Source organism: Curtobacterium sp. PhB146 (assembly GCF_004342995.1).
In the GTDB taxonomy this organism is placed as follows: Bacteria; Actinomycetota; Actinomycetes; order Actinomycetales; family Microbacteriaceae; genus Curtobacterium.
In genome coordinates this window covers 1-25,443 of the sequence record NZ_SMBN01000007.1, presented here as the reverse complement: position 1 = coordinate 25,443, position 25,443 = coordinate 1, and the positions used below count along the sequence as shown (strand labels likewise).

At 66.8% G+C, this 25,443-nt stretch carries 27 protein-coding genes and 1 pseudogene; 20 read left to right on the top strand and 8 right to left on the bottom strand.

The genetic code is table 11. The features are described 5' to 3' along the window. Positions 1–24: 24 nt before the first annotated feature. The 4 genes from EDF33_RS18250 to EDF33_RS18235 are packed head-to-tail and all read right to left on the bottom strand — an operon-like array spanning position 25 to position 3,916. Positions 25–1,449, bottom strand: coding sequence for a hypothetical protein (locus EDF33_RS18250; protein WP_131847258.1), 1,425 nt, complete (start codon positions 1,447–1,449; stop codon positions 25–27). Continuing rightward, the gene (locus EDF33_RS18245; RefSeq protein ID WP_131847256.1) at positions 1,449–2,192 is read right to left on the bottom strand and encodes a hypothetical protein; all 744 of its coding nucleotides are present in this window, start codon (positions 2,190–2,192) and stop codon (positions 1,449–1,451) included. Before EDF33_RS18245 ends, EDF33_RS18250 begins: the two co-directional genes overlap by 1 nt. Beyond that, on the bottom strand, positions 2,192–2,548 hold the full coding sequence (locus EDF33_RS18240) for a hypothetical protein (protein WP_131847254.1): 357 nt from the start codon (positions 2,546–2,548) through the stop codon (positions 2,192–2,194). Before EDF33_RS18240 ends, EDF33_RS18245 begins: the two co-directional genes overlap by 1 nt. Positions 2,549–2,566: 18 nt before the next feature. Continuing rightward, on the bottom strand, positions 2,567–3,916 hold the full coding sequence (locus EDF33_RS18235) for a hypothetical protein (protein WP_131847252.1): 1,350 nt from the start codon (positions 3,914–3,916) through the stop codon (positions 2,567–2,569). A gap of 287 nt (positions 3,917–4,203) precedes the next feature. Here EDF33_RS18235 and EDF33_RS18230 point away from each other — a divergent pair, with 287 nt between their 5' ends. The 8 genes from EDF33_RS18230 to EDF33_RS18195 all read left to right on the top strand — a co-directional run bounded on the left by EDF33_RS18230 (position 4,204) and on the right by EDF33_RS18195 (position 11,192). Beyond that, positions 4,204–4,869 (top strand): helix-turn-helix transcriptional regulator, encoded by a 666-nt coding sequence (locus tag EDF33_RS18230; RefSeq protein ID WP_131847250.1) that lies wholly within the window; start codon positions 4,204–4,206, stop codon positions 4,867–4,869. A 6-nt stretch (positions 4,870–4,875) separates the two neighbouring features. Continuing rightward, entirely contained in the window at positions 4,876–5,373 is a 498-nt protein-coding gene (locus EDF33_RS18225) for a hypothetical protein (protein WP_131847248.1), read from the top strand. Next, positions 5,373–6,338 (top strand): hypothetical protein, encoded by a 966-nt coding sequence (locus tag EDF33_RS18220; RefSeq protein WP_131847246.1) that lies wholly within the window; start codon positions 5,373–5,375, stop codon positions 6,336–6,338. The genes EDF33_RS18225 and EDF33_RS18220 overlap by 1 nt, the downstream gene beginning before the upstream one ends. Beyond that, complete coding sequence (locus EDF33_RS18215) at positions 6,335–7,459, top strand: alpha/beta fold hydrolase (RefSeq protein WP_131847244.1); 1,125 nt, start codon at positions 6,335–6,337, stop codon at positions 7,457–7,459. Before EDF33_RS18220 ends, EDF33_RS18215 begins: the two co-directional genes overlap by 4 nt. A gap of 153 nt (positions 7,460–7,612) precedes the next feature. After that, positions 7,613–7,849, top strand: coding sequence for a hypothetical protein (locus EDF33_RS18210; RefSeq protein WP_131847242.1), 237 nt, complete (start codon positions 7,613–7,615; stop codon positions 7,847–7,849). A gap of 280 nt (positions 7,850–8,129) precedes the next feature. Then, complete coding sequence (locus tag EDF33_RS18205) at positions 8,130–9,965, top strand: hypothetical protein (RefSeq protein WP_132100776.1); 1,836 nt, start codon at positions 8,130–8,132, stop codon at positions 9,963–9,965. 184 nt (positions 9,966–10,149) lie between these two features. After that, a complete protein-coding gene (locus EDF33_RS18200) occupies positions 10,150–10,818 on the top strand; it encodes a ParA family protein (protein WP_131847238.1) in 669 nt (222 codons plus the stop codon). Between the two features lie 2 nt (positions 10,819–10,820). Further along, on the top strand, positions 10,821–11,192 hold the full coding sequence (locus tag EDF33_RS18195; protein ID WP_207896290.1) for a hypothetical protein: 372 nt from the start codon (positions 10,821–10,823) through the stop codon (positions 11,190–11,192). 98 nt (positions 11,193–11,290) lie between these two features. Here the strand turns inward: EDF33_RS18195 and EDF33_RS18190 are convergent, their stop codons facing one another. Both EDF33_RS18190 and EDF33_RS20435 read right to left on the bottom strand, forming a co-directional pair. Beyond that, positions 11,291–12,280 carry a hypothetical protein gene (locus tag EDF33_RS18190; protein ID WP_131847236.1) on the bottom strand — a complete coding sequence of 330 codons (990 nt, stop codon included), beginning with the start codon at positions 12,278–12,280 and terminating at the stop codon, positions 11,291–11,293. Between the two features lie 3 nt (positions 12,281–12,283). Next, complete coding sequence (locus EDF33_RS20435; RefSeq protein ID WP_207896288.1) at positions 12,284–12,628, bottom strand: hypothetical protein; 345 nt, start codon at positions 12,626–12,628, stop codon at positions 12,284–12,286. Positions 12,629–12,646: 18 nt separating this feature from the next. On the opposite strand from EDF33_RS20435, the pseudogene EDF33_RS20605 reads away from it, so the two are divergent. Both EDF33_RS20605 and EDF33_RS18180 read left to right on the top strand, forming a co-directional pair. Further along, positions 12,647–12,745 (top strand): annotated as a pseudogene (locus EDF33_RS20605) (hypothetical protein); the annotation flags it as partial. Continuing rightward, complete coding sequence (locus EDF33_RS18180) at positions 12,725–13,138, top strand: GH32 C-terminal domain-containing protein (RefSeq protein ID WP_243650145.1); 414 nt, start codon at positions 12,725–12,727, stop codon at positions 13,136–13,138. The pseudogene EDF33_RS20605 and the gene EDF33_RS18180, both read left to right, overlap by 21 nt. 85 nt (positions 13,139–13,223) lie before the next feature. On the opposite strand, the gene EDF33_RS18175 is transcribed toward EDF33_RS18180, so the two are convergent. Both EDF33_RS18175 and EDF33_RS18170 read right to left on the bottom strand, forming a co-directional pair. Then, complete coding sequence (locus tag EDF33_RS18175) at positions 13,224–14,696, bottom strand: glycoside hydrolase family 32 protein (RefSeq protein ID WP_131847232.1); 1,473 nt, start codon at positions 14,694–14,696, stop codon at positions 13,224–13,226. Next, entirely contained in the window at positions 14,697–15,746 is a 1,050-nt protein-coding gene (locus tag EDF33_RS18170) for a LacI family DNA-binding transcriptional regulator (RefSeq protein WP_131847230.1), read from the bottom strand. It abuts the gene before it with no gap. 137 nt (positions 15,747–15,883) lie between these two features. Between EDF33_RS18170 and EDF33_RS18165 the strand changes: the two genes are divergently transcribed. The 10 genes from EDF33_RS18165 to EDF33_RS18120 form a co-directional block, all read left to right on the top strand. Next, positions 15,884–17,290, top strand: a complete 1,407-nt coding sequence (locus tag EDF33_RS18165) for a sugar ABC transporter substrate-binding protein (RefSeq protein WP_131847228.1) — start codon at positions 15,884–15,886, stop codon at positions 17,288–17,290. Beyond that, the gene (locus EDF33_RS18160; RefSeq protein ID WP_131847226.1) at positions 17,290–18,237 is read left to right on the top strand and encodes a sugar ABC transporter permease; all 948 of its coding nucleotides are present in this window, start codon (positions 17,290–17,292) and stop codon (positions 18,235–18,237) included. The genes EDF33_RS18165 and EDF33_RS18160 overlap by 1 nt, the downstream gene beginning before the upstream one ends. 113 nt (positions 18,238–18,350) lie before the next feature. Further along, the gene (locus EDF33_RS18155) at positions 18,351–19,142 is read left to right on the top strand and encodes a carbohydrate ABC transporter permease (protein ID WP_243650141.1); all 792 of its coding nucleotides are present in this window, start codon (positions 18,351–18,353) and stop codon (positions 19,140–19,142) included. Then, positions 19,139–20,566, top strand: coding sequence for a glycoside hydrolase family 32 protein (locus EDF33_RS18150; protein ID WP_131847222.1), 1,428 nt, complete (start codon positions 19,139–19,141; stop codon positions 20,564–20,566). The genes EDF33_RS18155 and EDF33_RS18150 overlap by 4 nt, the downstream gene beginning before the upstream one ends. A gap of 55 nt (positions 20,567–20,621) precedes the next feature. Beyond that, complete coding sequence (locus EDF33_RS18145) at positions 20,622–21,530, top strand: carbohydrate kinase (protein ID WP_131847220.1); 909 nt, start codon at positions 20,622–20,624, stop codon at positions 21,528–21,530. Positions 21,531–21,586: 56 nt separating this feature from the next. Beyond that, positions 21,587–22,342: a twin-arginine translocase subunit TatC gene (gene tatC, locus EDF33_RS18140; RefSeq protein ID WP_131847218.1), complete on the top strand. Its 756-nt coding sequence runs from the start codon at positions 21,587–21,589 to the stop codon at positions 22,340–22,342. A gap of 40 nt (positions 22,343–22,382) precedes the next feature. Continuing rightward, complete coding sequence (locus EDF33_RS18135; protein ID WP_131847216.1) at positions 22,383–22,595, top strand: twin-arginine translocase TatA/TatE family subunit; 213 nt, start codon at positions 22,383–22,385, stop codon at positions 22,593–22,595. Between the two features lie 35 nt (positions 22,596–22,630). Further along, positions 22,631–22,957 (top strand): hypothetical protein, encoded by a 327-nt coding sequence (locus EDF33_RS18130; RefSeq protein ID WP_131847214.1) that lies wholly within the window; start codon positions 22,631–22,633, stop codon positions 22,955–22,957. Further along, positions 22,947–24,536 carry a glycoside hydrolase family 32 protein gene (locus tag EDF33_RS18125; RefSeq protein WP_132100775.1) on the top strand — a complete coding sequence of 530 codons (1,590 nt, stop codon included), beginning with the start codon at positions 22,947–22,949 and terminating at the stop codon, positions 24,534–24,536. Before EDF33_RS18130 ends, EDF33_RS18125 begins: the two co-directional genes overlap by 11 nt. Positions 24,537–25,123: 587 nt before the next feature. Beyond that, a partial coding sequence (locus tag EDF33_RS18120; RefSeq protein WP_132100774.1) for a helix-turn-helix domain-containing protein occupies positions 25,124–25,443 on the top strand: 320 nt, incomplete at its 3' end.

The window sequence follows — 25,443 nt, the reverse complement described above, 5'->3', positions numbered from 1 at the left end:
CACTCCTTCGATGGTCAGAGCGGGTTAGTCGTGGGAGCCGGCGTCGCCGGCCTGCTCAGCGGCCTGGTGGCCGGCACGCACCGCGGATGCGGCAGCTTTGAGGGCAGCGTTGGCGAGGACCGCGCCGACGGCGACGGGCGCCCCGACACCGGTTGCTGCGGTGCCGGCGGTCGCGGCCTTGCCCGCTGCGGTGGTGGCGCCCTTCTGCGCGGCCGCCTGCGCGGTCTTCCGTCCCCCGGACTGCGCTGCCTGATTCGCCGCACCACCAGCCCCAGCGCCGCTACCGCCGATGGCGTTGATCGTCGTAGAACCACCGCCCCCGCTGGCCTGTGCGGGCTGGGTGGACGGTGTCCACCCGCTGCCGCTGCCGCTGCCGTTCTGCGCAGCGTCGTTGGGGCTCTGCGGCCCCGCACCGCCACCGCCACCGCCACGACCCCCACCGTTGGTGGGGATCTGCGGGACGGAGTTCCCGTTCGGGCTGTTCAGCCCGCCGTCGCGGGACTGCCCGCCGCCGCCGACTGCGGCGGTTGCTGGGGAGGCGATCTTCATCAGCGCCATCGGGGCGAAGACCATCATGCAGATCAGTACCGCGGGCAGGGCGAGGTTGACGAACACGGCGAAGTCGCCGGCGTCACCGTTCACTGCCTTCATCTGCAGGCCGCCGACGGCGCGGAACACGATGCCGACGAGGAGGATCAGCAGGGCGTGGGCGAAGTTCAACGCGATCCACACCGTCGGGCCGATCTTTCCCAGGTGCCGGGTGCGGGCGTTGATCAGCCACACCAGGAACAGCGACATCAGCGCGCCGGTGAGGTACATCGTGGCGAGCTGGATCAGCAGCACGAACACCACCACGATCATCCCGAGCAGCAACCCGATGAGGGTGATCTGCGAGATCAGCGCGGTCCCCCACAACGCTTGCGCGTTGTCGGACGCGGCGGCGTCGCCGAGGCCGGTGAAGTAGTCCTTCGTCGACGACGACACCGACCACAACGCGATCGAGTCCTCGAGCTGGACGAACACCTTCCCGACCAGCTGGCCAACCAGCGGCCCGAACGCTGCGGAGATGACGAACCCGGGCAGCGCCACGAACAGGGTCTCGGCGAGCTCCTTGCCGGAGTTCTTGCCCTTCTGGGTCTGCACGAACGAGATCACCAGCAGCACCGCGGCGACGAGGAACGCCATCCCGAACGACACCCGGTACGACGAGATCCACCACTTCGCCGTGTAGTCCGGGTGGAGCGCGTCGATCATCGGCGGGACCAGCTTCGTGGCGACCACGTACACGCCCTGCTGCAGCAGCGACGTGATGTATCCGGCGGGGTCCTTGGTGAACTCGACCGCTTTCACCACGTCGGATGCTGCTTTCGCACCGTGGCCGACGATCCCGGCGACGATGCCCGTCAACCCGCCCGCGAGGTTCGCGCCGGCGTCCTGCCACCAGGCCATCAGCAGCCTCCAGTGAACGTGGTGCCGGTCTGGGTGGCGTTCTGCCGCCAGTCGCCATCACCGGACGCCCCCGACACGACCCAGCCGCCGTCCGTGGCGGTGAGGGTGAACTGCCCGCCCGTGTAGTTGGTCTGCCCGTTCCGCACGTCGGCCTTGCCGTCCGTGGTCGTCGCGGCGGCGATGTCGATCGTCACCGTGTGGGTGGTGAGGTCGACGACCTTGAACGCGCCCTTGGACAGGTCGGCGGTGTGCTGCTGCGCGTCCGCGTACGGGGTGCCCTCGGAGACTTGGTTCTGCAGCAGGTCGTGCGCTGCGCCGGTGGTGGCGATGTTCACGACCTGTTCGATCCCGGACCGCCACTCCGGGTCGGCCGCGGATGTGACCTGTAGGAACCCGCCGAGGAACTCCGCGGCGCCCTCGACGGTGAAGTCCTTCGTCCGTCGCAGCTGCAGCAGGTCCTTCCCGGTGATCTCGACCCCGGCGACGCAGCCCGACACAGTGCGCCGTTCTGAGGTGCCGAGGCTGTCCACCGTCGGCGCCGAACCCGGCGTCGCCGACGACGTCGTCGCCGGCGCAGAGGCGGACGCGGCGGGAGCGCTCGTCGGTCGGGGCAGCAATGCCACGACGATCAGCACCACCAGGGCGGCCGCAACAACTGCGGCGGCGAAGATCAGCGCAGCCTTTCGGACGCTGACCCGCTTCGGATGTCCGGTGTTCGTCTCGTGCTGATCGGGGGTGCTCATCAGGCGCCTCGCTGCGCGGCGGTCGTGATCGCGACGAACAGGGTCGGGGCGAGGATCACGCCCGCGATCGCCAGCCCGGTTCCGAACGCGACGTTCCGGGCGTGCTCGGCCTCGTTCGGCTTCTTCGCATCGAGCGCTTTCCGCAGACCGAGCAGGGCCTTGATGAAGAAGAACGCCAGGATGATCAGCGCGATCCCGAGCGCACCGCCAAGGGCCGGCACCCAGACAGCGTTGAAGCCGTCACCGAGCCAGTCGAAGTTCGGCGTGACACCGCAGAAAGGGTTCGTGTTGTTCCCCGAGCACGCTGCGACGACGCGCGTCGGCACCGGGGCGGTGGGGATGGGCAGAACAGACATGGATGGTCCTTTCGTGGGTTACGCCGACACCCGGCCGGAGCCGGAATCGGAGTCGTCGTCGGAGTCGTCATCGGTGGGGACGGGCGGGAGTGCGCGCAGCTGCTCGGGGAGGTCTTCCGCGGGCTCGGCGTACCCGGAGGCGCGTCGGCCGCGGTTGTAGAAGCGCTGCAGGTTGACGTTGTCGGTCAACTGGTGCTTGCAGAACGAGCAGTACGTGTAGGGCGGGGTCTGCTTGCCGCACTCCGAGCACGTCACCCAGTCCTCACGCGGATCCGACGCCACTGCCGGCACCACCGACGCCCGCGGTGCGGCCGCTGCCGACACCGGCGCCGGCGTAGGCGCCTCGTCAGCGTTCGGCGCGGACTCTGCCCCGTCGGGGTCCTCGTCATCCTGCGGCGACGTTGCCGCAGTGGGTGCTGCTTCGCTCGGCCGTGCAACGGCCGTGCTGGGGGCCTCGCCTCGCACGACGCGGACGATCTCCGCGGCCGCGAACGTGAACGCATCCTGCGTCTGCTGGGACACCTTCGCCCAGGTGATGTCCCGCCGCTCTGCGATGTGCGCATCGAACGGGATGTCGAACTGCCGTGCACCGCCGCGCTCCTCGAGGTAGCGAACGACGTCGTCCCGGTCGACGCTGTTCTCCGGCCGCCCATCCGTCATGCGGAGGATCACGGCGTTCCGAGCGAGCTCGGCAGCGTGCCCGCCAGTCGCGATCAGCCCGTCGAGCATCTCGATCGCTTTCAGGCCGGAGTCGCGGGCCATCATCACCGGCACGACCAGTACGTCCGCGACGTCGATCGCGCCGAGGAACGGCCCCGTCGTGACGACGTTGCCGGAGTCCATGAACCGGAACCGGTAGTACTCGTCAATCACCCGGGACACGTTCACGACGTCGTCCGCGGTCAACGCGGGACGGGACTCCCCCGGCCGGGAGCCGAACACGTCGACGAACGAGGACTGCTGCACGGCGTAGCCGGCGAGCTGCCCGGAGGATCGGATCGACGTGATGTCGCGCACCAGGTCGCCGAGGTCGAGCTGCGGAACACCCTCCGCACGCAGTGCAAGCGTGCCGGAGTCATCCGCGACCTCGAGCGCGCAGATCCCGTTGCCCTTCACCGCCGCGAATGCCGACGCCAGCCCCAGGGTCGCGGGCGTCTTCCCGGACGTGCCCTTCGGGTTCGCGATCAGCACCCCCACCGGGCGGGTAAACGCACTATGCAGGATCACCGCCCGCGCGCTCTCGAGCGCCGCGCGGCGCTCGCGTGCCTGCTGCTCCGCCGCACCTGGCGGCAGCTTGAAGCCGATCCGGTTCAGCCCGCCTCTCAACCCGGTCTTTGCGAGCCCGGCGGCGTCCCCTTCCACCTCCACGGAGCGGAACAGCGTGTGTGCCGGATCGGGGGCGTGATGCACGCTGGTCTGGTGCTGAGTCTCCAAGAGAGCCCTCCAACTTAATAAGTTGTGGGTCCCCCACCCCTGCGGAGGTCGCGAACTGCGGGGGCAGTGGACCCCCATTTAGGGGCAGAATGTGCCGCTAACAGTAAACTACTGTGCCGGCAGCGGCGCAAGCCGTTCGAGGCCTTCTCTGTGCCGCTAGCGGTACGTGCCGCTAGCGGCACACTACATACTTCCCTGGTGGGAGTCCCTATCCTGGGTGGATGCCGGATGTACCCCAAGGCGCCGCGGACGAGTTCTCGCAGGCGATTGCGCGAGCGATCGAGGACGCCAAAGCTGCCGCGGGACTGACCACCCGAGACCTCATCAAGCGCTCTGGTCTGTCGGCGAACTACTACTACCGCCGGGCCCGCGGTGAGCTGCCGTTCACGACGAACGACATGTCAGCCCTGGCAACCGCGTGCGGTGTGACCGTCGGCGACCTGTGGTCTCGCGCGCAGGACTCCCTCACGCCCAAGGTGAAGAGCCCGGAAGAGGTCGTGTCGGAGCGCGTGCACAAGCTGCTCGCAGTGGCGCAGGCTCAGTTCCCGAAGCTGGACGTCCAGGGCGCCCTGCTCGCTAGCGACGTCGCGCAGGAGTCCCACCTGACCCTCCAGCGTTGGCAGGCCGTGCTTGCCGGCGAACACTCGGATATCACCGCTGAACAGCTCGTCGCGATCGCAACGTTCTTCGGCGTTGATGAGTCCTACCTGACGCAGCTCGAGCTCTCCGGCACCATCGACGACATCGACGCGCGCCTAGACGTGCAGCAGGCGTTCGCGCAGACTGAAGCGAGGGGCGCGTCGTCACGTGGGGTCGCCGGCGCCAGCCCCGCATCCCTCCGCGCACTCGCGCGCGCGATCCGGGAGAGCAAGCGGGCAGAGGAGTAGATGTACGTGAGTCAGAGCGACCAGGTCGAAGTCGCCGTCGACGAGCAGCTGCAGGGGATCTTGGATCGCCTCGCACTCCCGGACGATGACCGCAGCTTTGACCGTTTGTTCGGCATCGTCGAGTCCCTGTACGGCAAGCGCCTCAACATCAGTTCGATCAGCAGCCCGGATCAGCACCACACCGGCTACTGGATTGACCATGACGACTACGGCGTGATCATGTACCGCAAGGCCGATACGGCCACGGTGCGGCTCCACACGCTCCTGCACGAGTTCATCCACGTCGTGGGACGCCACAGCGGCTGTTCCGCACGCCCGGAGGCGGCAGACGCGATCCGGAACGCCGGCGGCGGCAGCATCATCTCGATCCGAGGCCGGTCGGTCACCGACGGGCATCTCAGCGACGAGCTGCAACTTGAAGAGGCCGTCGCAGAGCAGGGCGCCTTCGCGCTCGCGAGGTGGCTCCGTGGCGCTGGTAGCGAGGCGGCGGCGGACATCTTCTGATGCCCGTCGTGCTCTCCGCGACCGCGCTCGCGCTCGCGCTCGCGGTCTTCATCGGCCGCACTCCACGAGCACTCCGCCGGCGATTCTCCACTGGTGAGCAGCAACCGCTCCCGCCGGCGTGGGTGGCGTCCGGCTATGCGATTCTTGGCCTCCTAACCCTTGGTCTCCTCTGGCCAGCAACCACCCTGGACCAGGCGCTCCCCTTGGTCGGTGGGCAGAACTTCCTGAACCTCATCGAAGCGCTGACCGCGACCGCCGGCTTCTGGTACCTCCGCGACGCGATCCGTCTCTACAGCGGAGATCGAGAACCAGGGCAAATCCGCTACCTCGTTCTCATCGCCGCGGTCCTCACCGGCTTCTTCATGGCCATCCCGAATCGGGAAGGGCCAACAGAGACGTTCATCGACGAACACCTCGCGTCCCTCGCCTGCTGGGTCTACATCAGCCTGTACATGATCGGGTTGCTGTGGATCTCGCTCAGCTCGCTCTTCTCCGCACTGCCACGTAGGAACGCCGTCGCGGGACGCCTGTTCATCGCCGGGTTCTCTCTCGTCATCGCCGCGGCGATCGCCGACCTGGTGTACACGGCCATCGGGCACTTCGCCGGCGAGCTCACGCCGCTCGGGAGCGCGTTCTTCCTCGCCTTCCAGCTGCTGTTCTACCCCGGAATGATCACGATCATCGTGGGCTACGTGCTCGCCGGCGTCAGCCGCACCCTGTGGCGATACAGCGCCTGGCAGCTCGAACGGATGCTCGGCACACCGAGCTCGCTCAGCCTCATCAAGCGGATGGTTCAGGCCCCCGACCCGCTCGACCATGCCTACGGCCTCACCATCGAGATCCAGAACCGACTCATGAACGAGACCCTGCAGCTCACCGGCGCCGAAAGCCGGCGGTTCCGCAGGACCGAGCGTTGGATCGCCCGCACCACCCTGAACCCCTCCGGAAGGACCTGGAACGAATGACCGGATCAGCAGCACTCACCACGGGTATCGCGATCGGCGCCGGCCTCGTCCTGGGCGCCGCAGCGCTGGGCGTCGTCGGCGGCCGACGGGCCATTCACCCTCGGCCGAAACGACGCCCCGTCGTCCGATCCGTCGACGTGCAGCAGATCCGACTCGAGCGCACCCCCGCCACGAGTGCACCAGGTCAGTACCGCATCCGCTTCGGGGCGCAGGACGCCCTCAGCGCCCTCGTCGGCGACATCGAGGGCCAGGACGAGACAACGGTCACGCGCGCGCTCGTAGACGCCAGTCAGGGCCTCCCGGCCGTTGACGACGCTGTTCTGTGGACCGGGTACGTCTACCCGGATCCTGCTTCGGTGGACGCGCCGTACGAGGAAGTGCAGATCCACGCCCCCAGCGGCCCGCGGAAGGCGTACCTGTTCCAGAGCGGCACGCCGACCACTCGTTGGGCTATCCACGTCCACGGCATCCACTCGTCCCGCACCTCCGCGCTCAGGAGCGTGCCCGGCGCACTGTCGGCCGGGCTCACCTCCTTGGTCGTCTCCTACCGCGGCGACGTCGAGGACGCCGCCGCACCTCCCGCGACGCTCGGCCAGGAGGAGGCGCACGACGTCGAAGCTGCGATCCAGTACGCCGTCGACCACGGCGCGAAGGACGTCGTCCTCGTCGGCTGGTCGATGGGCGCCACCATTAACCTGATCCTCGCCGCCACCTCGAAGCAGCGGTCGCGCATCGCCGGCCTGATCTTCGTCGGACCCGCCCTCGACTGGCGGTCCATCATCGGCGCCGCCGCTCGGCGCTCCGGGATCCCCGGATTCCTCGCACCGCTGTTCACCACCGCGCTGACAGTGCCCGGTCTCGCACAGGCTGCCGGCCTGCGCCGGCCGCTCCGCGCCGCCCACCTTCGCCCGTCCCTTGACGGCACAACCGCGCCAGTGCTGATCCTGCACTCCGAGGGCGACACGGACGCCCCGATCGGGGCATCCGAGGACCTGATGCGGACTTACCCGGCCCAGGTCACCCTCGAGCGGTTCGAGCCCGTCCCGCACGGCATGGAGTGGAACAGCGACCCGGAACGATTCACGACGCGCGTCCGCCAGTTCGTCGAGTCTCTGCCGTAAACGGCACTACGGTGTGCCCGCTGCGGTAACCTATCGAACATGCCAACCGCTCTGTCTACCGCGAGCCCAGCCAGGACTCTTCTGACGAGCGGTATCCGACACACCGTCCCGGCCTCCCCGCATAAGCCACCCGTTAACACCACACTCGTGCGTATGACCGGATCCAACGCAGGTGTGAAGCGCAATCGTCTTCCCCGCGGTGTGAACGCCGCGCGCCCGGATATCGCCCTGCACCCGGACACGGGGCAGGACTACCTCGATGCCGCTCGCGCATCCGGGAATCTGAGCGTCTCGCTCTACCTCGAGCGGCTTCGTGCCCAGCTCGTGGCGGAGTACGGCGCCCTGCCGATCCTTGACGACTCGCTGGAGGTCGCCCACACAGCCGCTTAAACGACAAAACCCCCGCCGAAGCGGGGGTCCGGGGCTAGGCCCCAAGTCATGTGTCTCACTGCCTGTACAGGACGCCAATCAGGTCAGGTTGTGAGGTTCCGAGAGAAGAAGCCCGGTTGGAGCCGGGAGCCTTCGTCGTACCGCCACCCCGAGAGGAGGAGGTGTCGCCATCGTAACGCACGTTGCTGCGCCTGGTACAGATCAATCTGCCCGCGTGTCCTCAACGGATACCGCCTGGGCTCTCACGCGCTCGATCGCGCCTCGTCGGTACGTGAACCGCATGATCGCGGAGGCTGACGGGACGATCCGGTCGAACAGCTACCCGTCGAAGTTCCCGACTGCCGGGCGTACTCCCCCGTCGACGCCGTGGACGATCGATCTCACCGACCTTGACGGACGGTTCTGGTTCGCCGCGTTCGACCTCGACGCGAAGACCCCGGAGGACTTCGACCAGGCGGCCGAGGACCTCGGCGTGCTGGTGCGGATCCTCCGCGACGCGCGGGTGCCGCACGTGGTGTGCCGCTCGAGCCCCACCGGCGGGTTCCACGTGTGGGTGCCCCTCGCAGGCGTCGACAAGGCCACGATGGTGCAGCTCGCCGGCGCCGCGCGCGCTGTCCTGCCGTCCCTTGACCACGGGCTGCTCTGCAACGACCGCACGGGAGCCGTCCGCCCGCCCCTGACTCCACACGCACGCGGTGGCGCGTCGGAGGTGATGGCTGGTGCCGACGACGTCGACGTGCTCCGCACCCCGATCGTCACCGCCGGCGATCTCCTCCGTGTCACGGCCGCGTTCCGTGAGCTCCGGCCCACCGTGGATCCCGCGGACTCCTCCCCCACCGGTCCCGTCGACTCCCACCACCGGGTGCACCGGTCCCTGCCGGCGTGGGGTGAGGCGCACATGGGAACCGTTGCCGGCGGCCGCGACCCGTCGCGCACCGGCTACCTGTGCCTGCTCGCGGCCGCGGTGTCCGGGTGGACCCTCGCCGACGTCGAGCACGCCGCGAAGACCGCACCCGGCATGGAGCACTACCGCACCCGCAACCGCCCCACCGGCGGCCGCGAGCCCCGCACCGCGGCGGAGGCTGCCGCGCGCCTCGAGCGGCAGTGGGCGAAGGCGCAGGAGCGGGCCGTGCTGTACCGGTACGCGCCCGAGGAACGCCAGCAGCGCGACCTGACCCAGCTGACCGGGATCGTCGACATCGTCGATGCCATGCTGCAGGCGTTCACCGCCTCCCCCGGCCGCTGGACCCGCACCGAGGCGGACCTGCACGACAGCACCGTCCTGACCCACCTCGCCTGGCTGTCCCTGCGCTCCGGCTCCCGCGACGTCGGCGCCGCACTCCGGTCCGTGGCGATCGCCACCGGGATCCCCTCGAGCACCGCCGACCGCTCACTCCGCCGCCTCCAGGCGGCCGGATGGATCACCCGCCGACGCCAGGCAGACGGCCCCAACGCCGCCGTCTGGCGACTCACAGACCGGTTTTCCACACCCTCCTTACATGTCGGGCCACTTCACGATGTGACCGCCCGCCCCCCGGCCGACCTCTTCGACACGAGAGTCACCCTCCTGGAAGCTTTGGAAGACCGACTCGACGCTGGACGACACGACGTCTTCACTCGCGCAGGACTCGGACCCACAGCCCGCCGTGTCTACGAGAGCCTGACCACCGACGAGAACGCCCCCGAGGTCGTCGCTGACCGTGCAGGACTCCCCCGCGGCCGCGCACGCGCAGCGCTCGCACGCATGCGCCGTTGGACCCTCGCCATCGTCACACCCACCGGCTGGCGCCGGCGGCTCCAGGACTTTCGCACACACGCGGCCAAGCAGCTCGGCGTCGACGGGATCCTGCAACGCCGGGAACAGCAGTACACCGACGAGCGCGACCTCTGGGCCTGGTGGCAGAACCACCTCATCCGCAAGGCCGGCCGCCGCGGCCGCGACCGCACTCCCACCACGCAGGTCGTCATGTTCCGATCCGTCGATGACTACGGCGGTCCCGAGGCGTACCCGTCATATCCATGCTCGAGCGACGGCCGAGCCGACCACCAAGAAGCCATGCGGTTCGTCCGACGCGGGATCCTGCAGGAGCTACGAGACACGGAGTTGGCAGCTTGAACGTATCAACTCCAAGTTAACAACTCCAAACTAGTAGTTGCTACTTTATAGCTCGGCCTGTAGGATCTACTTGGCAGCTAACAACTGCGAGTTGTTAGTTGACAGTTTTGACCTGTCAAGTACACTCTACTTAGGAGTTGCGAACTCCCAACTACGAACTTGCAGTAGCAAGTTGGAGGATCAGATGCGCATCGTTACTGTGCTCAACCAAAAGGGCGGCGTCGGCAAGAGCACTGTCGTCATGAACCTGGCGGCCATTGCCGCAAAGCACTCTCGTGTGTTGGTTGTCGACCTTGACCCGTCTCAGCGCACGCTCACTGACTGGGCGGAGACCGCCGACGAGCAGGGGATCGCATTGCCGTTCGACTTCACAGACGAGAACGATCCCGCAGTGCTTCGTCAGCTTCGCGCCGCCGACAGCTGGGACACGATCTTCGTAGACACGCCTGGCAACCTTGAACCCTCCGCGGCGGAGCGCATCGGCTTGGTGCTGGACTCGACCGACTTCGCGGTCCTTCCACTTGAGCCTCAGCCGGCGAGCATCCGTCCGTTGCTCCGGACGATCAAATCCCTCGTGGAGCCGCGGGGCATCCCGTATCGCGCTGTCATCAGCCGTGTGGGCCGCAACGAGGCGTCCTACGCGCGGAAGGACGACACTTTCACAGCCCTCGATGGCGCCGGGATCCCGCATCTGAACACCTGGATCCGCGAGTACATCGCCCACTCGGATGCACAAGGAACCGGCGAAGTCGTCACCAATTACGCGTCGACCCGCAACACGAGCCTCGCGGTGGACGACTTCATGTCAGCAGCGCTCGAGCTGACAACAATCTGGGCCAACGAAGGGAAGTAGTGATGGCACGCGCGAACCTCGCCGGCATCATCGGCAAGCAGGTAGAGACCGTTCCGGTGGCGGACACGAAGGCACCGCCGAGGCCTGCGGCGCAGTCGACGCCGGCGCCCTCGACGCCCGACTCGGACGTGCCCAAGTGGCTCACGTTCGAGCCGAAGCCCACGCGCCAGCGCCGCGATCAACTCGACTGGGTCGAGGCAAAGCGCAAGGAGCTGAATGCGCTCCGGGGGCGCGCGGGAGAGCGGCTGACTGACAACACGTTGATCCGTGTCGCCATCGACCTTCTGATCGTGAACGGCGAGCGGCTGCAGGGCACCACCGAGGCTGAGCTGCGGGCGTCCCTGGGCATCACCGACGACGCCCTGCCCAAATGAGTTTGCAGTTTGCAGTTTATAACTTGTGACTAGTAACCTTGAGCGTGGTTAGCTGCTGGTCTTCGCTGCGCTGTGGCTGCCTGGGTTGTGTTCGTTCTTCAACGCGGCCGCCGCAGCTGGAATGCCGAGAGGTCTCGTGCCTCCGGCTTCCAGTCAGCCGGTCGCGACTCGAACTCGGCCAGAGACATGGGGCTGGGGTCGTTGCCTTGCACGAAGGCCATCAACGCTTTCTCCCGCATGAACACCGCTTCACGCGGAGGCGTCGTGGACACCCCGCTGTGCGCGGCGACCGCGACCAGCAGTACCCGTGCCGACGCGAGGACCGCGAACGTTGGCGCACCGAACTGCTCCACTTCGCTCGACAGCTTCTCGTCCGTGAGCCCGTCCAGCACGCTCGGTAGGAACCACGCCTTCGAGTGAGTGCCACCGCTTCCCATGTTCCAGTGGTGTGCGTCGGCTTTGAGGTACCGCTTGGCGGCGTCGGTAGCGTTGAACATGACGTTCTCGCGGTGGCCGTCGTAGGCCAGCGACGGCGTGGACCCCTTGTGGAGCGGAGCGAGCTCGACGCCGTACCTCACGAGCATGGCGCGGAAACCTTCGACGCCCTCGCGAATCTCAGCGGCACGGTCGCCGATGACCGAACGAGGGAATGCCGCGGAGTTGCGCTCCGACCCTTCGAAGGCATCGAGCTGCCGGGCGAGGATTCGGAGCATGGACCGCGCCGGGGCTGCGTCAGCGTCATGGACGTAGCAAAGCGTCAGAACGGCCTCGATCAGCGCACGCTGGAGCGTCACGAGCGACGTTGACGCCGCGCCGGCTTCCATGACGAGCTGCATCGCATGCGCGTGTTCGTCGATCGCGGTCAGGAGGCGGGTGGCGTCCTCCAATGACTCGTCGGCCATGAATCGGAAGAATCCCGCGGTGTCTGGGTCGTCAATGCCGGCGACCCAGTGGATGAGCCGGCCACGGCCGGACGAGTCCTCGCCTTCATCCCGACGCTCCACGGCTTCGACAATGGCCGCGGCGACGTCTTCTCGAGTCCGTTTGAGTAGCCGGGCACAGTAGGCCGCTGGCGTAACTGCACTCATCGACTAAGCCTCGACGCGGGGGAGCGTGGGGTCGGGAGCCTCGGCGACCGGGTTCCGGTCGCCCGCCCGGTACACCGTCGCGCGTCCGATCCCGAACAGCTCCTGATGCGCGCTCGCGCCGACGCCGGCCACGACCCCGTGCCACTGACCCATATCCGTCTCGATCAGCTCGTCGACGTCGCCCTCGACGACTACCCCGACCATCACATCCCCCTCGAGACAACACCGACCGTCGTCCTCGGCAACGGTGAACTTCTCACCCGGAACCTCGTCGACAACGCCCTGAAATAGAGCGGCGACACCCCGTCGGTCCAGGTCCGCGACGCAACGCTCACCGTCACGGATCACGGACCGGGGGTACCCACCGCGCAGCGACGCCTCGTCCGGCAAGCCGGGTACGGCTCCAGCGAGGGCACCGGGACCGGGCTTGCGATCGTGGAGTGGATCGCAACAGTTCATCACACCCACCTCCAGCTCGACACCCCACCCGAAGGCGGCCTCCGCGCCACCCTTCGCTTCGATCCGCCGCAGGACGAAAACACCCGCATCGCGCTCCTAGCGCTGATCCGGTACACGCAGGTTGGGTACGACATAAGCACCGGAACGGTGTTCATCGACCGCACCCATTCCTGGAACGTAGATTTCAGCAGCGTGTTCGCATCACGCAGTGAGGCGCCCCTGCAGCTTGCCCGCGGCGGCCTGGACCTGCGCATCCTGGTCGACGCTTCCTCGATCGAAGTGTTCGGCGCCGACGGCCAGGTCGTTCTCACCGATCAGATCTTCCCGGACTCCACCAGCACCGGGGTCAGCGCGTTCGCCACGGGCGGCACCGCCCGCGTCGATGACCTCCGAGCCTGAACTCTGAAGTCGATCTGGAAGTAACGCGGAAACGAAGTGCGCCTGCCCCGTCGTCCGGGGCAGGCGCACTTCGTCCGTGCCAGCGTTAGCGAGTGCGGACCGTCAGGCGGTCAAGCGTGAACGCGCCGTCCTGCACGAACACGCCGACGCGGCCGGCAGGGCTGTCGTAGAGGCGTGTGCTCAGCGCGACGGCCCCGTCGATGACAGCGACACAGATGTCCCCGTCCAGGTGCACCTCGATGTGGTGCTTGCCGGGGGCGAGCTCTACCGAGCGCTCGAGCTCGACGGCGTGCGGCACATCGCCGAGGATTTGCCACTGCTCGGTGCCAGTCGTGCCACGTGGCCACCGGTCCAACACGAGCCGGTTCCGGTCAGGTTCGAGGCGGAGCGCGTAGCCCTCTTCCCCGTCGTCGCTGGTGCGCAGGAGCAAACCCAGCGAGCGGGTGTCTGCTTCCAGGGTGAGGTCCACAGCCACGAGCGCTTCCTCTGGTAGCTCCGGGCCAACCCAGGATGCGTATCGGGTGGTTGCGCCAGCGCCGACGGTTGCCTCCGCACCGTTGGTCGGTTCAAGCTCCGCGGTGACGTCGACCTCGTTCGGGTACGCAGCCTTCACCCCGTCAGGTAGGTCGAACCGCAACGACCCGTCGGCACGCTGGTGGGCCTGCAACGTCGCCATGGTGCCCGCCCACTGCCACGGGCCGCCATCGCGTTCGTCTTCCTTCGACGCGATCCACCCGACGAAGTACCGCTGATCGCCAAGGGCAACTGTCTTTGCTGCGTAGAAGGCGCGGCCGTCGACTGTGTCATCAGCGGGCGCGAGCCATGGGCCGTCTGGTGACTTCGCGATACGGTATCGGGTGCAAAAGGCGTCGGAGAACTCCGAGTACACCAGGTACCACCAGTCGCCCCACTGGAACACGTCCGGGCACTCTTGCGTGATGAAGCGGTGCGGCTCCCAGATCGGCTCGGCGTCCCGCCAAGTGACGAGGTCATCGGATTCGAGGCGTGCAACGAGGCCGGAGCGCCGGTACGGCTCGCCGAGTCGCCGCGTGGCGAGGAGCATCTGCCAGGGCCGGTCGGCCGCCGGGCGGAAGACGAAGGGGTCTCGCCAGTCTTCGGGGGAGTAGCCAGCGAGCGCCGGGAAGTTCCAGTCGGGGTGCTTGACCCAGTCGGTCAGGTCGCCGGACGACGTCGCGTGCGCGATGACCTGCGCGTCCTTGCCGCCGCCATCGGATCCGGTCTTGATGTGGGGGTTGTGCCCTGTGTAGAACAAATGCAGCGTTCCCTCTTCATCGCGGACGACGCTGCCGGTGTAGCAGTCGAAGTCGCTCGCGTCGGGGCCGCCGGAGGGCAGTATGACGCCCTCGTTGGTGAAGGTGACGAAGTCGGTTGTGGTGACGGCCGCCCAGGGCATCCCCGTTGTTCGTTCGAGCGGCGGAGCGTCCGGTCGTTCGTCGAGGAGGTAGAACAGCCACGCGGTTCCGTCGTGTTCGAACGGGATGACGTCGCCGACGTAGCCATTCGGGGGTTGGAAGTGGGTGCTGGGCGGGGGAGTCACTTAGGTTCCTTCGGGTCGTGGGGCCGCGAGCGAGCTGCGGGAGACGTATTCGCAGGGCACGAGGTGTCGGCCGGGCTGTTCCGCCTCCGCCAGGAGCAGCGTTCCGGCTTCGAAGCCCATCTGCTGGTGCGGGAGTGCGACGGTGGTGAGCGGTGGATGCATCTGGTCGGCGAGGTCGGGCTGGTCGTCGAATCCGACGATGCTGATGTCCTCCGGGCAGCGCATTCCCAGCGCCTGGGCCGCCATCAGCGCACCGACCGCCATTCGGTCGTTGCCGCAGATGATCGCCGTCGGACGGGTGGCAGCGTCGTCGAGGACCTCCACCGCGAGGTCGTAGCCGGATCCCACCTGGAAGGTGCCGAACGTGATGCTGATCTGCGTCGAGGGAATGCCCGAATCGGCGGTGGCACGTTCGAGTCCACGCTTGCGCTCCTGACAGGCGTAGTCGTCCGCAGGGCCGCCGAGGAAGGCGACATTGGTGTGGCCGGCTGCGAAAACGGCGGCGGCGACGTCGTACCCGCCCTGGTATTCGTCAGCGAGTACGGTCACCGCGGGCGTATCCCCGGGCGGGAAGCAGTTAACGAAGACTGTCGGGACCGTGTCCAGTCCGTCGACAGGGGTGACGTACTCGGGCCCAGGCGCTGCGTAGATCAAGCCGGCGACGCCCTGCTGTACGAGGTTCTCAACGGCGGCCTTGCCGCCGTCGGTGGTTTGCGCGGTCTCGACTACGAAGCAGACGTACCCGGCCTCCTGCACGGCCTGCTGCACGCCGAGCACGATGTGACCGGCGTAGGGCTGGGAGACAAGCCGGTCGGCGATCACACCAACTGTGTAGGACCGATTCGATCGCAGCGACTGCGCCGCCCGGTTGGGCTGGAAGTTCAGCTCCTTCGCGGCCTCGAGGACACGAGTGCGCGTCTCAGCAGCGATTGAAACGTCCCGGCGATCGTTAAGGACGAACGACACCGTCGGCTGGGACACGCCAGCGTGGCGCGCGACGTCCTTCATGGTGACGCGCTGTGACTGCGTTGTGCGCTTGCGGTTCGCCATTGAGCCTCCTCCGTTGCCATCATCATGCCAGAAGCAAATACGTATTGCGTCCGCTCTGCATGCTGTGTACGCTCGCCATGCAAATACGTATTGGCCCCGACCTAGCGGGGTCACTATCGCTCAGAGAGGAGCGACCCATGGCGAACGGATTCAGCACCCCGATCGACCGGCGCACGCTGTTCAAGTTCGGTGGCGCAGGCCTCGCGCTGGCCGGTATCGGATCGCTGGCTGCTTGCTCAACCACCGGCGGCGGAGGCAGCACCTCCGGCACGGTGAAGATGCTCTACTTCGGTGAGCAGAGCGCAGCGACGGCCCTGCAGAAAGCCATCGAGCCGAAGATCAAGCAGCTCGACAAGAAGGCGAGCCTGCAGGTCACGGCGATTAACGGGACCGACTGGAACGACTTCCTCGCAAAGGTCCTCACGCAGATCGCCTCGGGTGACGTGCCAGACATCGTCAGCGTGGCAACCGAGGGGCAGCAGCTGCTGGCGTCGAAGAACCTCCTCACCCCGCTCGACGACTACGTCACGAAGAACCTCTCGGACCTGCACACCTACTTCACCGGGGCCCACCCGGCGCTGCTCGAGTCGACGATGTACCAGGGGCACCTCTACACGCTGCCCGACAGCTTCAACGCGGGCAGCATGTTCTACTCCACCGACCTGTTCGACAAGGCCGGCCTGTCCCGCCCGACGAGCAAGTGGTCGATGGACGACTTCCACTCCTCGGCTGAGAGCATCGCAAAGGTCGGCGGCGGCACCTACGCCTTCGACTGGGTCGTTCGCCTCTGGGGCAGCTGGACCTCGTTCCTCTACGCCAACGACGGGAACCTGCTCGAGGAGGGCAAGTACTCCGGCGGCGACTGGCTGTGGAACAGCAAGGCCTTCTCCGACAACCCGATCGGTGTCTCCGGACGCAAGGGCGGCTGGAAGTGGGGCGACCCCACGGCGAACTCGGATGCCGCCATCGAGGCGCTGCAGTACGTCATCGACCTGCAGAAGTCCGGTGCGTCCCCGTCGCCCGACGTTGGCGGTGGCGCCACGCTGCAGGGTCTGATGGCATCCGGACGGATCGGTATGACCATCGGTGGCGGCTTCTGGGCCGGTGGCCTCCACAACGCCGGGATGAAGAACGGCAGCTTCGATGTCGTCGAGTTCCCCACGTGGAAGAGCAACAAGTCGCTCTTCGGCGCCGGCGGCTACGGCATCTTCAACTCTTCCAAGAACAAGGAACTCGCGTTCGAGGTCATCAAGGTCATGGTGCAGCCGGAGAGTTTCGACGCCCTTTGGCCCGGCAACGTCACTACACCGGCACAGAAGTCGCTGATGACCGCCGAGCGGTACAAGACAACCGGGCCGGAGCACTGGTCGGTGTTCTACGACCAGCTCGACAACTCGGTGCCGATCTCCGCACCGCCGTACTACAACGCCCTCGCCACGGCTCTGAACCAGCGCACCACCCAGGCGATTTCCTCTGGGAACGCCAAGAAGGCGCTCGACGGCCTCCAGGCAGACATCGAGAAGGCAGCGTCGCAGGCTTCGTGATGACAGCAGCAACAGAAACACCAATCCGGCGGGCTGCCAAGGTCGCAGCCCGCCGGCCGGCGGCCAAGCGCGCCCGCCGACGTGAGTCCACGTTCGGGTTCCTGATGATCGGGCTCGCGGTGCTCTTTGTCGCCGTGTTCACCCTCATCCCCATCCTCGCCTCCCTCGGGCTCTCGTTCACGTCATGGGACGTCATCAGCAGCCCGAAGTTCGTGGGACTGGACAATTACAAGCGGCTCTTCACCGACGGGCCGGTCCTGGCATCGTTCGGTGTGACCGTCGCCCTCGCGATCGCCATCGTCGTGCTGCAGATCTCGCTCGGCCTGCTCCTGGCGGTGTTGGCGAACAACCGGAAGCGCAACGCCACGCGTGTGTTCTTCCGGACGTCGTTCTACCTGCCCCTGCTGGCGTCGACGGCGGCCGTGTCGATCTTCATGGGCTACATCTTCGACACCAAGTTCGGCCTCATCAACTACTACCTGAACGAGATCGGACTCCCCGGGGCGCACTGGTTGAACGATCCCTTCTGGGCGAAGGTCACGGTCGTGATGGTGGTGGTCTGGCAGCAGGTCGGCTTCACCTTCGTGCTCTTCGTCGCCGCACTGCTCGCGGTGCCCGTCGACGTGCAGGAAGCTGCAGCGATCGACGGTGCCGGCCCCTGGCGGACCCTGTTCCGGATCAAGATCCCGCTCATCAGCCCCACGATCCTGTTCGCGACCGTGATCGCGATGATCAACGCGATGCAGCTGTTCGACCAGCCGTTCATCATGACCAAGGGCGGCCCCGGCACCGCGACGACGACCGCGACGATCTCCATGTACCAGGCCGGCTTCCAGAACCTGCAGTTCGGGTTTGCCTCGGCCATCGCGATCCTGCTGCTGGTCATCATCGGCATCATCACCGGGATCCAGTTCATCGCCGCACGAAAGCTGGTGTTCTACCAATGACGACCACTGACACCCTCAACCCGTTGCACGCCCCGGAAACCGTCGCGCAGCCGGCCGTAAGCCACATCGTTCGGCGCCGCAAGCCCGTCGCCAAGGTGGGAAGCATCCTTGGGATGATCATCCTGATCATCGCCGCCGTGTTCGCCCTTGGGCCACTGCTCTGGACGCTGACCACCTCGCTGCGCACCCCGGCGGAGTCGTTCCAGAACCCGCCGCAGTGGATCCCGCTCTCGTGGGACTTCGGCAACTACGCGGCGGTGTTCAACCAGATCCCGATCGGGCAGTTCTTCGTCAACAGCGTTCTCGTGACGTTGCTCATCGTCGTCGGACAGACCATCACCTGCACCTTGTCCGGGTATGCGTTCGCGATGATCAGCTTCCCCGGGAAGAACACCATCTTCGGCATCTTCCTCGCCACGATGATGGTGCCGATCCAGACGATCATCATCCCCGTGTTCGTCATCCTGAAGGACTTGGGGCTGACCGGTTCCATCGCGTCCCTGATCGTCCCCGCGCTCGGCAGCGCGTTCGGGACGTTCCTCATGCGCCAGTACTTCATGCAGATGCCCAAGGAGCTCGGGGAGGCGGCCCGCATCGACGGCGCGAGCCAGTTCGGGGTGTTCTGGCACGTGTACTCGCGGATGGCCAGCCCGGCGATCGCGACGCTGGCGATTCTCAACTTCTCCGGCTTCTGGGCCGAGTACTACCGGCCGCTGATCTTCCTCAACCAGCAGGACACCTTCACCCTGCCGCTCGGGCTTGTCGGCCTGCAGGGGAACCTCGGCACCGGATCGATCTCAGTCGTCCTCGCAGGCGTCGTGCTGACCATGATTCCGAGCGTGCTGCTGTTCATCTTCGCGCAGCGGTACTTCATCGAAGGCGTCACCGCGGGGTCGTCCCGATGACCGACCTCCACGCCCTGCCACCAGCACCCCAGGAAGCCGCACCCGCCGTGACCGCAACAGACCACCTCCTTCCGCAGTTCCACGTCCGACTCCCTCGTGGGTACGTCAACGATCCGAACGGCCCCATCGACATCGGCGGGCAGGCGCACCTGTACTTCCAGTCCCGGCCGCGGGTGGACCTCGAGATCCCCGTCGAGTGGGGCCACGCCACCAGCGACGACCTCGTGCACTGGACGCTCCACCGGCCGGCGATCGTCCCCGTCCCCGGTGGCGCCGACTCCGGCGGCGCATGGTCTGGTAACACGGTCCTGCACAACGGCACCGTCCGCGCCTACTACTCCGGCAAAGTCGATCACAGTCCGTTCCAGTCGGTCCTCCTCGCGGAATCCACCGACGGTGGGATAACGTTCGGCCCTCCCGTGCAGGTCGTCGCCGACCCGTCTGCTGACGAGGCGATCACCATGTTCCGCGACCCATTCGTCTGGCAAACGGATGACGGATGGTCGATGGCGGTCGGCGCGGCGGCCAGGAATCACACCGCGTCTGTCCGCCACTACCGATCCGTCGACGGCATCAGCTGGAGCCACGCGGGCGATCTGGTGTCGATGGCACGCGACACGGTCAACGGCATCGATACCGGCGAAGGGTGGGAGTGCCCACAGATTCTCACCGTCGACGGCATCGACATCGCGATCGTGGCGTCCTGGTCCCACGCCGCCGGCCCGGGCGAGGTGGTCGCCATCCCGCTGGCCGTGTCTCCTTCGCCGTTCAAAGTCGATGAAGGGCAGCACTTCTACGCAGCTTCCGTGATGCGGACCAGCTCGTGGGGGCCGGTGCTCTTCGGATGGGTCACCGAAGGCCGAACCGAGCAGTGGACCGAGCAAGCAGGCTGGTCCGGCGCGATCTCTCTACCGCGCCGGGCGTGGATCACGAACGGTCGGCTCGGCACCGAACCCCACCCCGCAATCGACGCCCTTCGCGTCGGCAGCTCGCAGGCTGCAAACGGTGCTCGCATCGGCGCGCAAGCCGAAATCGTGCTGCCCGTCGCCATCACTGGCTGCATCCGGCTGCGCTTCTCCGATGCCGAATACCTCGACATCACGGTCGACGTCGATGCAGACACCCTCACCGTCGACCGGGCGCACGCCAGCACGGATTACCGCGCTGACCCGAGCCCCGCGGTGATTCGTGCTCCCTTCGACCGGACCGCGGACCGACCCGCAGTCCGAGTGCTGCTAGACGGTTCGGTTCTCGAACTGTTCACCAGCGCAGGACGTTCCGTCACCACGCGCGTCTACCCGACGCAGGCGCCGCCGTGGAGCGTGGAAGCCCCAAACCAGGCGCTGGCGTGGCATCTCAAGCCGAGCGTCACAACTGTTTCAGCTCCCGCCGCCGACGCCACGGCTGGATCCGCCTCGATCTAGCGGAGCGGCGCCGACAGGTTCGCCGACACCACCTCGTTCCCAATCATCGAAGGAGATGACTGTGCATCGAATCACCGTTGCGGGAGAAGCCCTCGTCGACATCGTCCACGACGACGCCACACGGGAGATCCCCGGCGGGAGCCCCGCGAACGTCGCTCTCGGGCTCGGACGGCTCGGCGCGCCGGTCGAGTTCGCCACGTGGCTCGGGAACGACGCTCGCGGCAACCAGGTCGCAGATCACCTCGAGGCGTCAGGGGTCGAGCTGGTGCCAGGCGTCTTCGGTGCCACGAAAACCTCCGCGGCGACAGTCCTGCTTGCTCCGGACGGTCAGCCTACCTACGAGTTCGGCATCGAATGGGACCTGCCGCACCTGCAGGACACGCCTCGATGGCTGCACATCGGATCGATCGGCGCATTCCTGCAGCCCGGAGCGGGCAAAGTGCGAGAGCTCGTTCGACGCACCGCAACCGCCGGTGGCATTGTCTCGTTCGATCCGAACATCCGACCCGCGCTCCTCGGAGATGCGGTAGCAGAACGGGTTCGGTTCGAGCAGCTCGCTGCGGACACCACTGTGCTGAAACTCTCCGACGAGGACGCCGCCTGGCTCTACCCAGGCGACAGCGCCGACGTCGTCCTCGACCGGCTCCTCGAGCTCGGCGTCACGCTGGCCGCCATCACCACCGGTGCCGCCGGCGCAACGCTCACCACCGCACGAGAGCGGATCGCCGTGCCCAGCGAACGCGTCGACGTCGTCGACACGGTCGGGGCCGGCGACACGTATATGGCCACCCTCATCTGGCAACTCCAGGACACCACCATCACGCTCGACGCCCTGGACTCCAGCACTCTGACAAGACTCGGGCAGGTCAGCGCCACCGCCGCGGCGATCACCGTGAGCCGTCGTGGTGCGGACCTACCAACCGCTGATAACGTGCTCGCAGCGCGGGGAGCGCCCACCAGATGAGCGCCCCGTCCATTTCCGGAGGGACGACGCGGCATGAGCGCCCCGCCGCCGGAACGATGTCACTCGGCCGGCACCTCAACGAGCTCCGAAAGCGGCTCTTCCGCGCGGTGCTCGCCATCGCAGTCTGCGCGGTCATCGGCTGGTTCCTCACACCGTTCGTGCTCGATCAACTCCGCGCACCCGTCACCGAGCTCGCAAACGCCGGCGGCGGTCACACCGCGGAACTGAACTTCCCCGCGATCAGCGGCGCCTTCGACCTGCGCCTCCAAATCACGATCACCATCGCGGTCGTCATCGCCAGCCCCGTCTGGCTGTACCAAGTCTGGGCGTTCGTCGTTCCTGCCCTGGTGCGGAAGGAAAAGCTCTACGCCGTCGGGTTCCTCGGATCCGCGATTCCCCTGTTCCTCGGCGGATGCTGGTTCGGCTGGTACGTCCTGCCGCACATCGTGCAGATCCTCGGCAGCTTCGTCGCCCACCAGGACACCTCGATCGTCGACGCGAAGGCGTACTACGACTTCGCCGTGAAGCTCGTCCTCGCCGTCGGTATCGCGTTCGTCCTGCCGGTGTTCCTGGTCCTGCTCAACTTCGTCGGGGTCCTCACCGCGAAAGCGATCCTCGGCGCATGGCGCATCGCCGTGCTGTGCATCCTCATCTTCACTGCACTCGTCACACCGTCCGCTGACATCGCGTCGATGTTCTTGCTCGCCATCCCGATGGGCGTGCTCTACCTCGCAGCGTGCGCGGTCGCCTGGCTACACGACCGCCGTCTCGCCCGGCGCCTCTCGACGGCTTCCTCAACCACCACCCCGTGACGTAGCGTCCGCTGCGCCGCCTGCACACGAAGGACTCATCATGCTCGGCAACCTCACCGGCATCCACCTGCTCATCATCCTCGGCATCGTCGTACTCCTCTTCGGCGCCACCAAGCTGCCCGCCCTGGCAAAGGGGCTGGGACAGTCGCTCAACATCTTCCGCAGCGAGATCCACGCCGGCGACAACAAGAAGAGCGCAGACCCGGCCAGCACCCCGGTCACACACGACGGCACCGTGCCGTCCCACGAGTGAGTTGCTCCCTGGCGGGCTGACGAAAGGAAAGCACCGTGGACCTCGAGAAGCTGCTCGTCATCGCCGCCATCGCAGGGTTATGTCTGGGACCGGCTCGGCTAGCTGCCCACACCAAGCAGCTCACCGCTCTCTTGCGTCAACTCCGGGGATGGGCTGACACGACTAAAGCGCAGATCGAAGAGCAGACCGGGGTCGACATCGACTGGTCCGAACTCGATCCGCGCCGCTACGACCCGCGCCGCATCATCCGCGACGCTCTCACGCAACCCCAGACACCACACGAACCGGCCGTCCAACCAACGGCGCTCACCCACACCGCAGGACCAACCAACCCTCGAACCGGAGTCAACGATGACCTCTGAAATTCACCGCCGAGCCCTCTTCCAGGGCGCCGGAATCGGCGCCCTGGCGCTGTTCGCCACCGCGGCACCCGCTGAGGCCGCCCAGGCCGCCACCGCCGGATCCGCTTCAACGTCAGCCACCGCAGCGACATCATTCCGCGCGAAGTACCACATGACCCCGCCGGCTGGATGGCTGTCCGACCCGCAGCGCCCGGTGTTCACCCGGGGCGCCTACCAGCTCTACTACCTGCACTCCGATGTCGACAACGGGGACGGTGGGTGGGACCACGTCTCCACCACCGACGGCATCAACTTCACCTTCCAGGGCACCGTCATCCCCCTGCAGACCAACCTGCCCACCTGGACCGGCTGCACCCTGATCGACACGAACAACACCGCCGGCTACGGCGCCGGCGCCGTCATCGCGCTAGCCACCCGCCCCACTGGAGGCGTTCGGAAGTATCAGGAGCAGTACCTCTTCTACTCCACCGACGGCGGCTTCACCTTCACCGCCCGACCGACCCCCGTCATCGTCAACACCGACGGACGCGCCGCAACCACCGACGCGCAGATCTCCAACGCCGAGTGGTTCCGCGACCCCAAGGTGGCCTGGGACGACGCCCGCAACGAATGGGTCTGCGTCATCGGCCGGCAGCGCTACGCCGCGTTCTACACATCGAAGAACCTCATCGACTGGACGCTGCAGCACAACTTCGACTACCCCGACCACAACCTCGGCGGCATCGAATGCCCCGACCTCTTCCAGATCGCAGCAAATGACGGCACCAAACACTGGGTCCTCGCCGGCAGCATGGACGCCTACAACGAGGGGCTGCCCTGCACGTACGCGTACTGGACCGGCTCCTGGAACGGCACCACGTACACGGCGGATAACCTCACCCCGCAATGGCTCGACTGGGGGTGGGACTGGTACGCTGCAGTCACCTGGCCTGCCAACGAAGCGCCGACAACAAAGCGGTACGGCCTCGGCTGGATGAACAACTGGAAGTACGCGAACCGGCAGGTACCCACCGACGCATCCGATGGGTACAACGGCCAGAACTCGATCGTCCGCGAGATCACGCTGCAGAAGCAGACCGATGGTCGCTACACCCTCCTCAGTGCACCGATCGCGGCGCTCAAGGGCACCGCGAAGCGGACCGTGCCGATCGCGAACCAGACCGTGAACGGTTCGGTGGTGTTGCCCTACAACGGCCGCGCGTACGAGATCGAGCTCGACGTCACGTGGACCAATGCCACCAACGTCGGAGTCTCGGTCGGACGTTCGACGGACGGGGCGCGGCACACCAACATCGGTAAGTACGGGAGCGACCTGTACGTCGACCGCGCGCCGTCCGACCGTGCAGGATTCGCGTTGGCGCCCTACACGCGGGCTGCAGCGCCCATCGATCCGGCCGCCCGCGCCGTGCATCTCCGCATCCTCGTCGACACGCAAAGCGTCGAGGTGTTCGTCAACGCCGGCTACACGGTCCTGTCCAACCAGGTGAACTTCGACGCCGGCGACACAGGTATCTCGCTGTACTCCGACGGCGGTCCCGCCACCTTCTCTAACATCACCATCCGCGAATACGGAAGCTAGCACGCGCAGGGCGAAAGGCAGCAGCTGCCTTTCGCCCTGCGGCGGCTTCTGCGCTGCCCGCCAGCCGGTCGCCTTCCGGTGCACGTTCGGCGGCATCAACCGCGACAACTTGCCCCTGTCCTGCTTGACCCGGGGAATCCCGTGTAGGTGTCCCGCGAAACTGCCCGGTGAGGGTGCGACAAACGCAGCACGTCGTCCGCCTCGTAAAACTATAGTTTTCCGAGATGCAGCCGTGAGACACATTGCCATGTCGGTGACATCAGCATCCAAGCGGGTGCCGCTTGTCTCGGAATGTCGTCTCGGCCTGGCTGGTGGCTCGTTGCGTTGTCTTGACGGTTTGTGGGACGCAGCGCGTGGCAGAGGGCTTGGGGGAGCTGTTGGCGAGCCCGTGGTGTCGCCCTTTCCGCGGGAGCAGTGAGGGTCCCTGAGGGGATCGCTACGCGGTCATGCTTTCCCAGAAGATGAGTTCGCTGCGGCCCGCTTCACTAAGGGGGATGCCAGCAAACCGTGCCGGCTGCGGCGGCCGTCCTCGGGGACGCTTTCACGATCCGTGACCGTGGTTGGTGGGCTGGGTCTACGGTCGGTTCATGTCGACGTCGTCGGACGAGCTTGCAGCGGTGGGGATCGATGTTGGCGCGCAGAAGCCGGCGGTGGCTCGGGCGTTGGTCTGTATCGGGTCGCGGTATCGGGGGCGGCTGACAGCGCCGGAGATCGCGGTGGCGAGCGGCTACAGCAAACGGGGCCTGCAGGAAGCGTTCCAGCGGGATTTGGGGATGCCGCCCTCCCTCGTGGTCCGGGTGCTGCGGTTGCATCGGGCACGACAGATGATCCTCGCGAACCCGTATCAGCCAGTCGGAACGGCCGCGGCGGCGAGTGGGATTGCGCACTTCGGCCGGTTCTCCGCCTA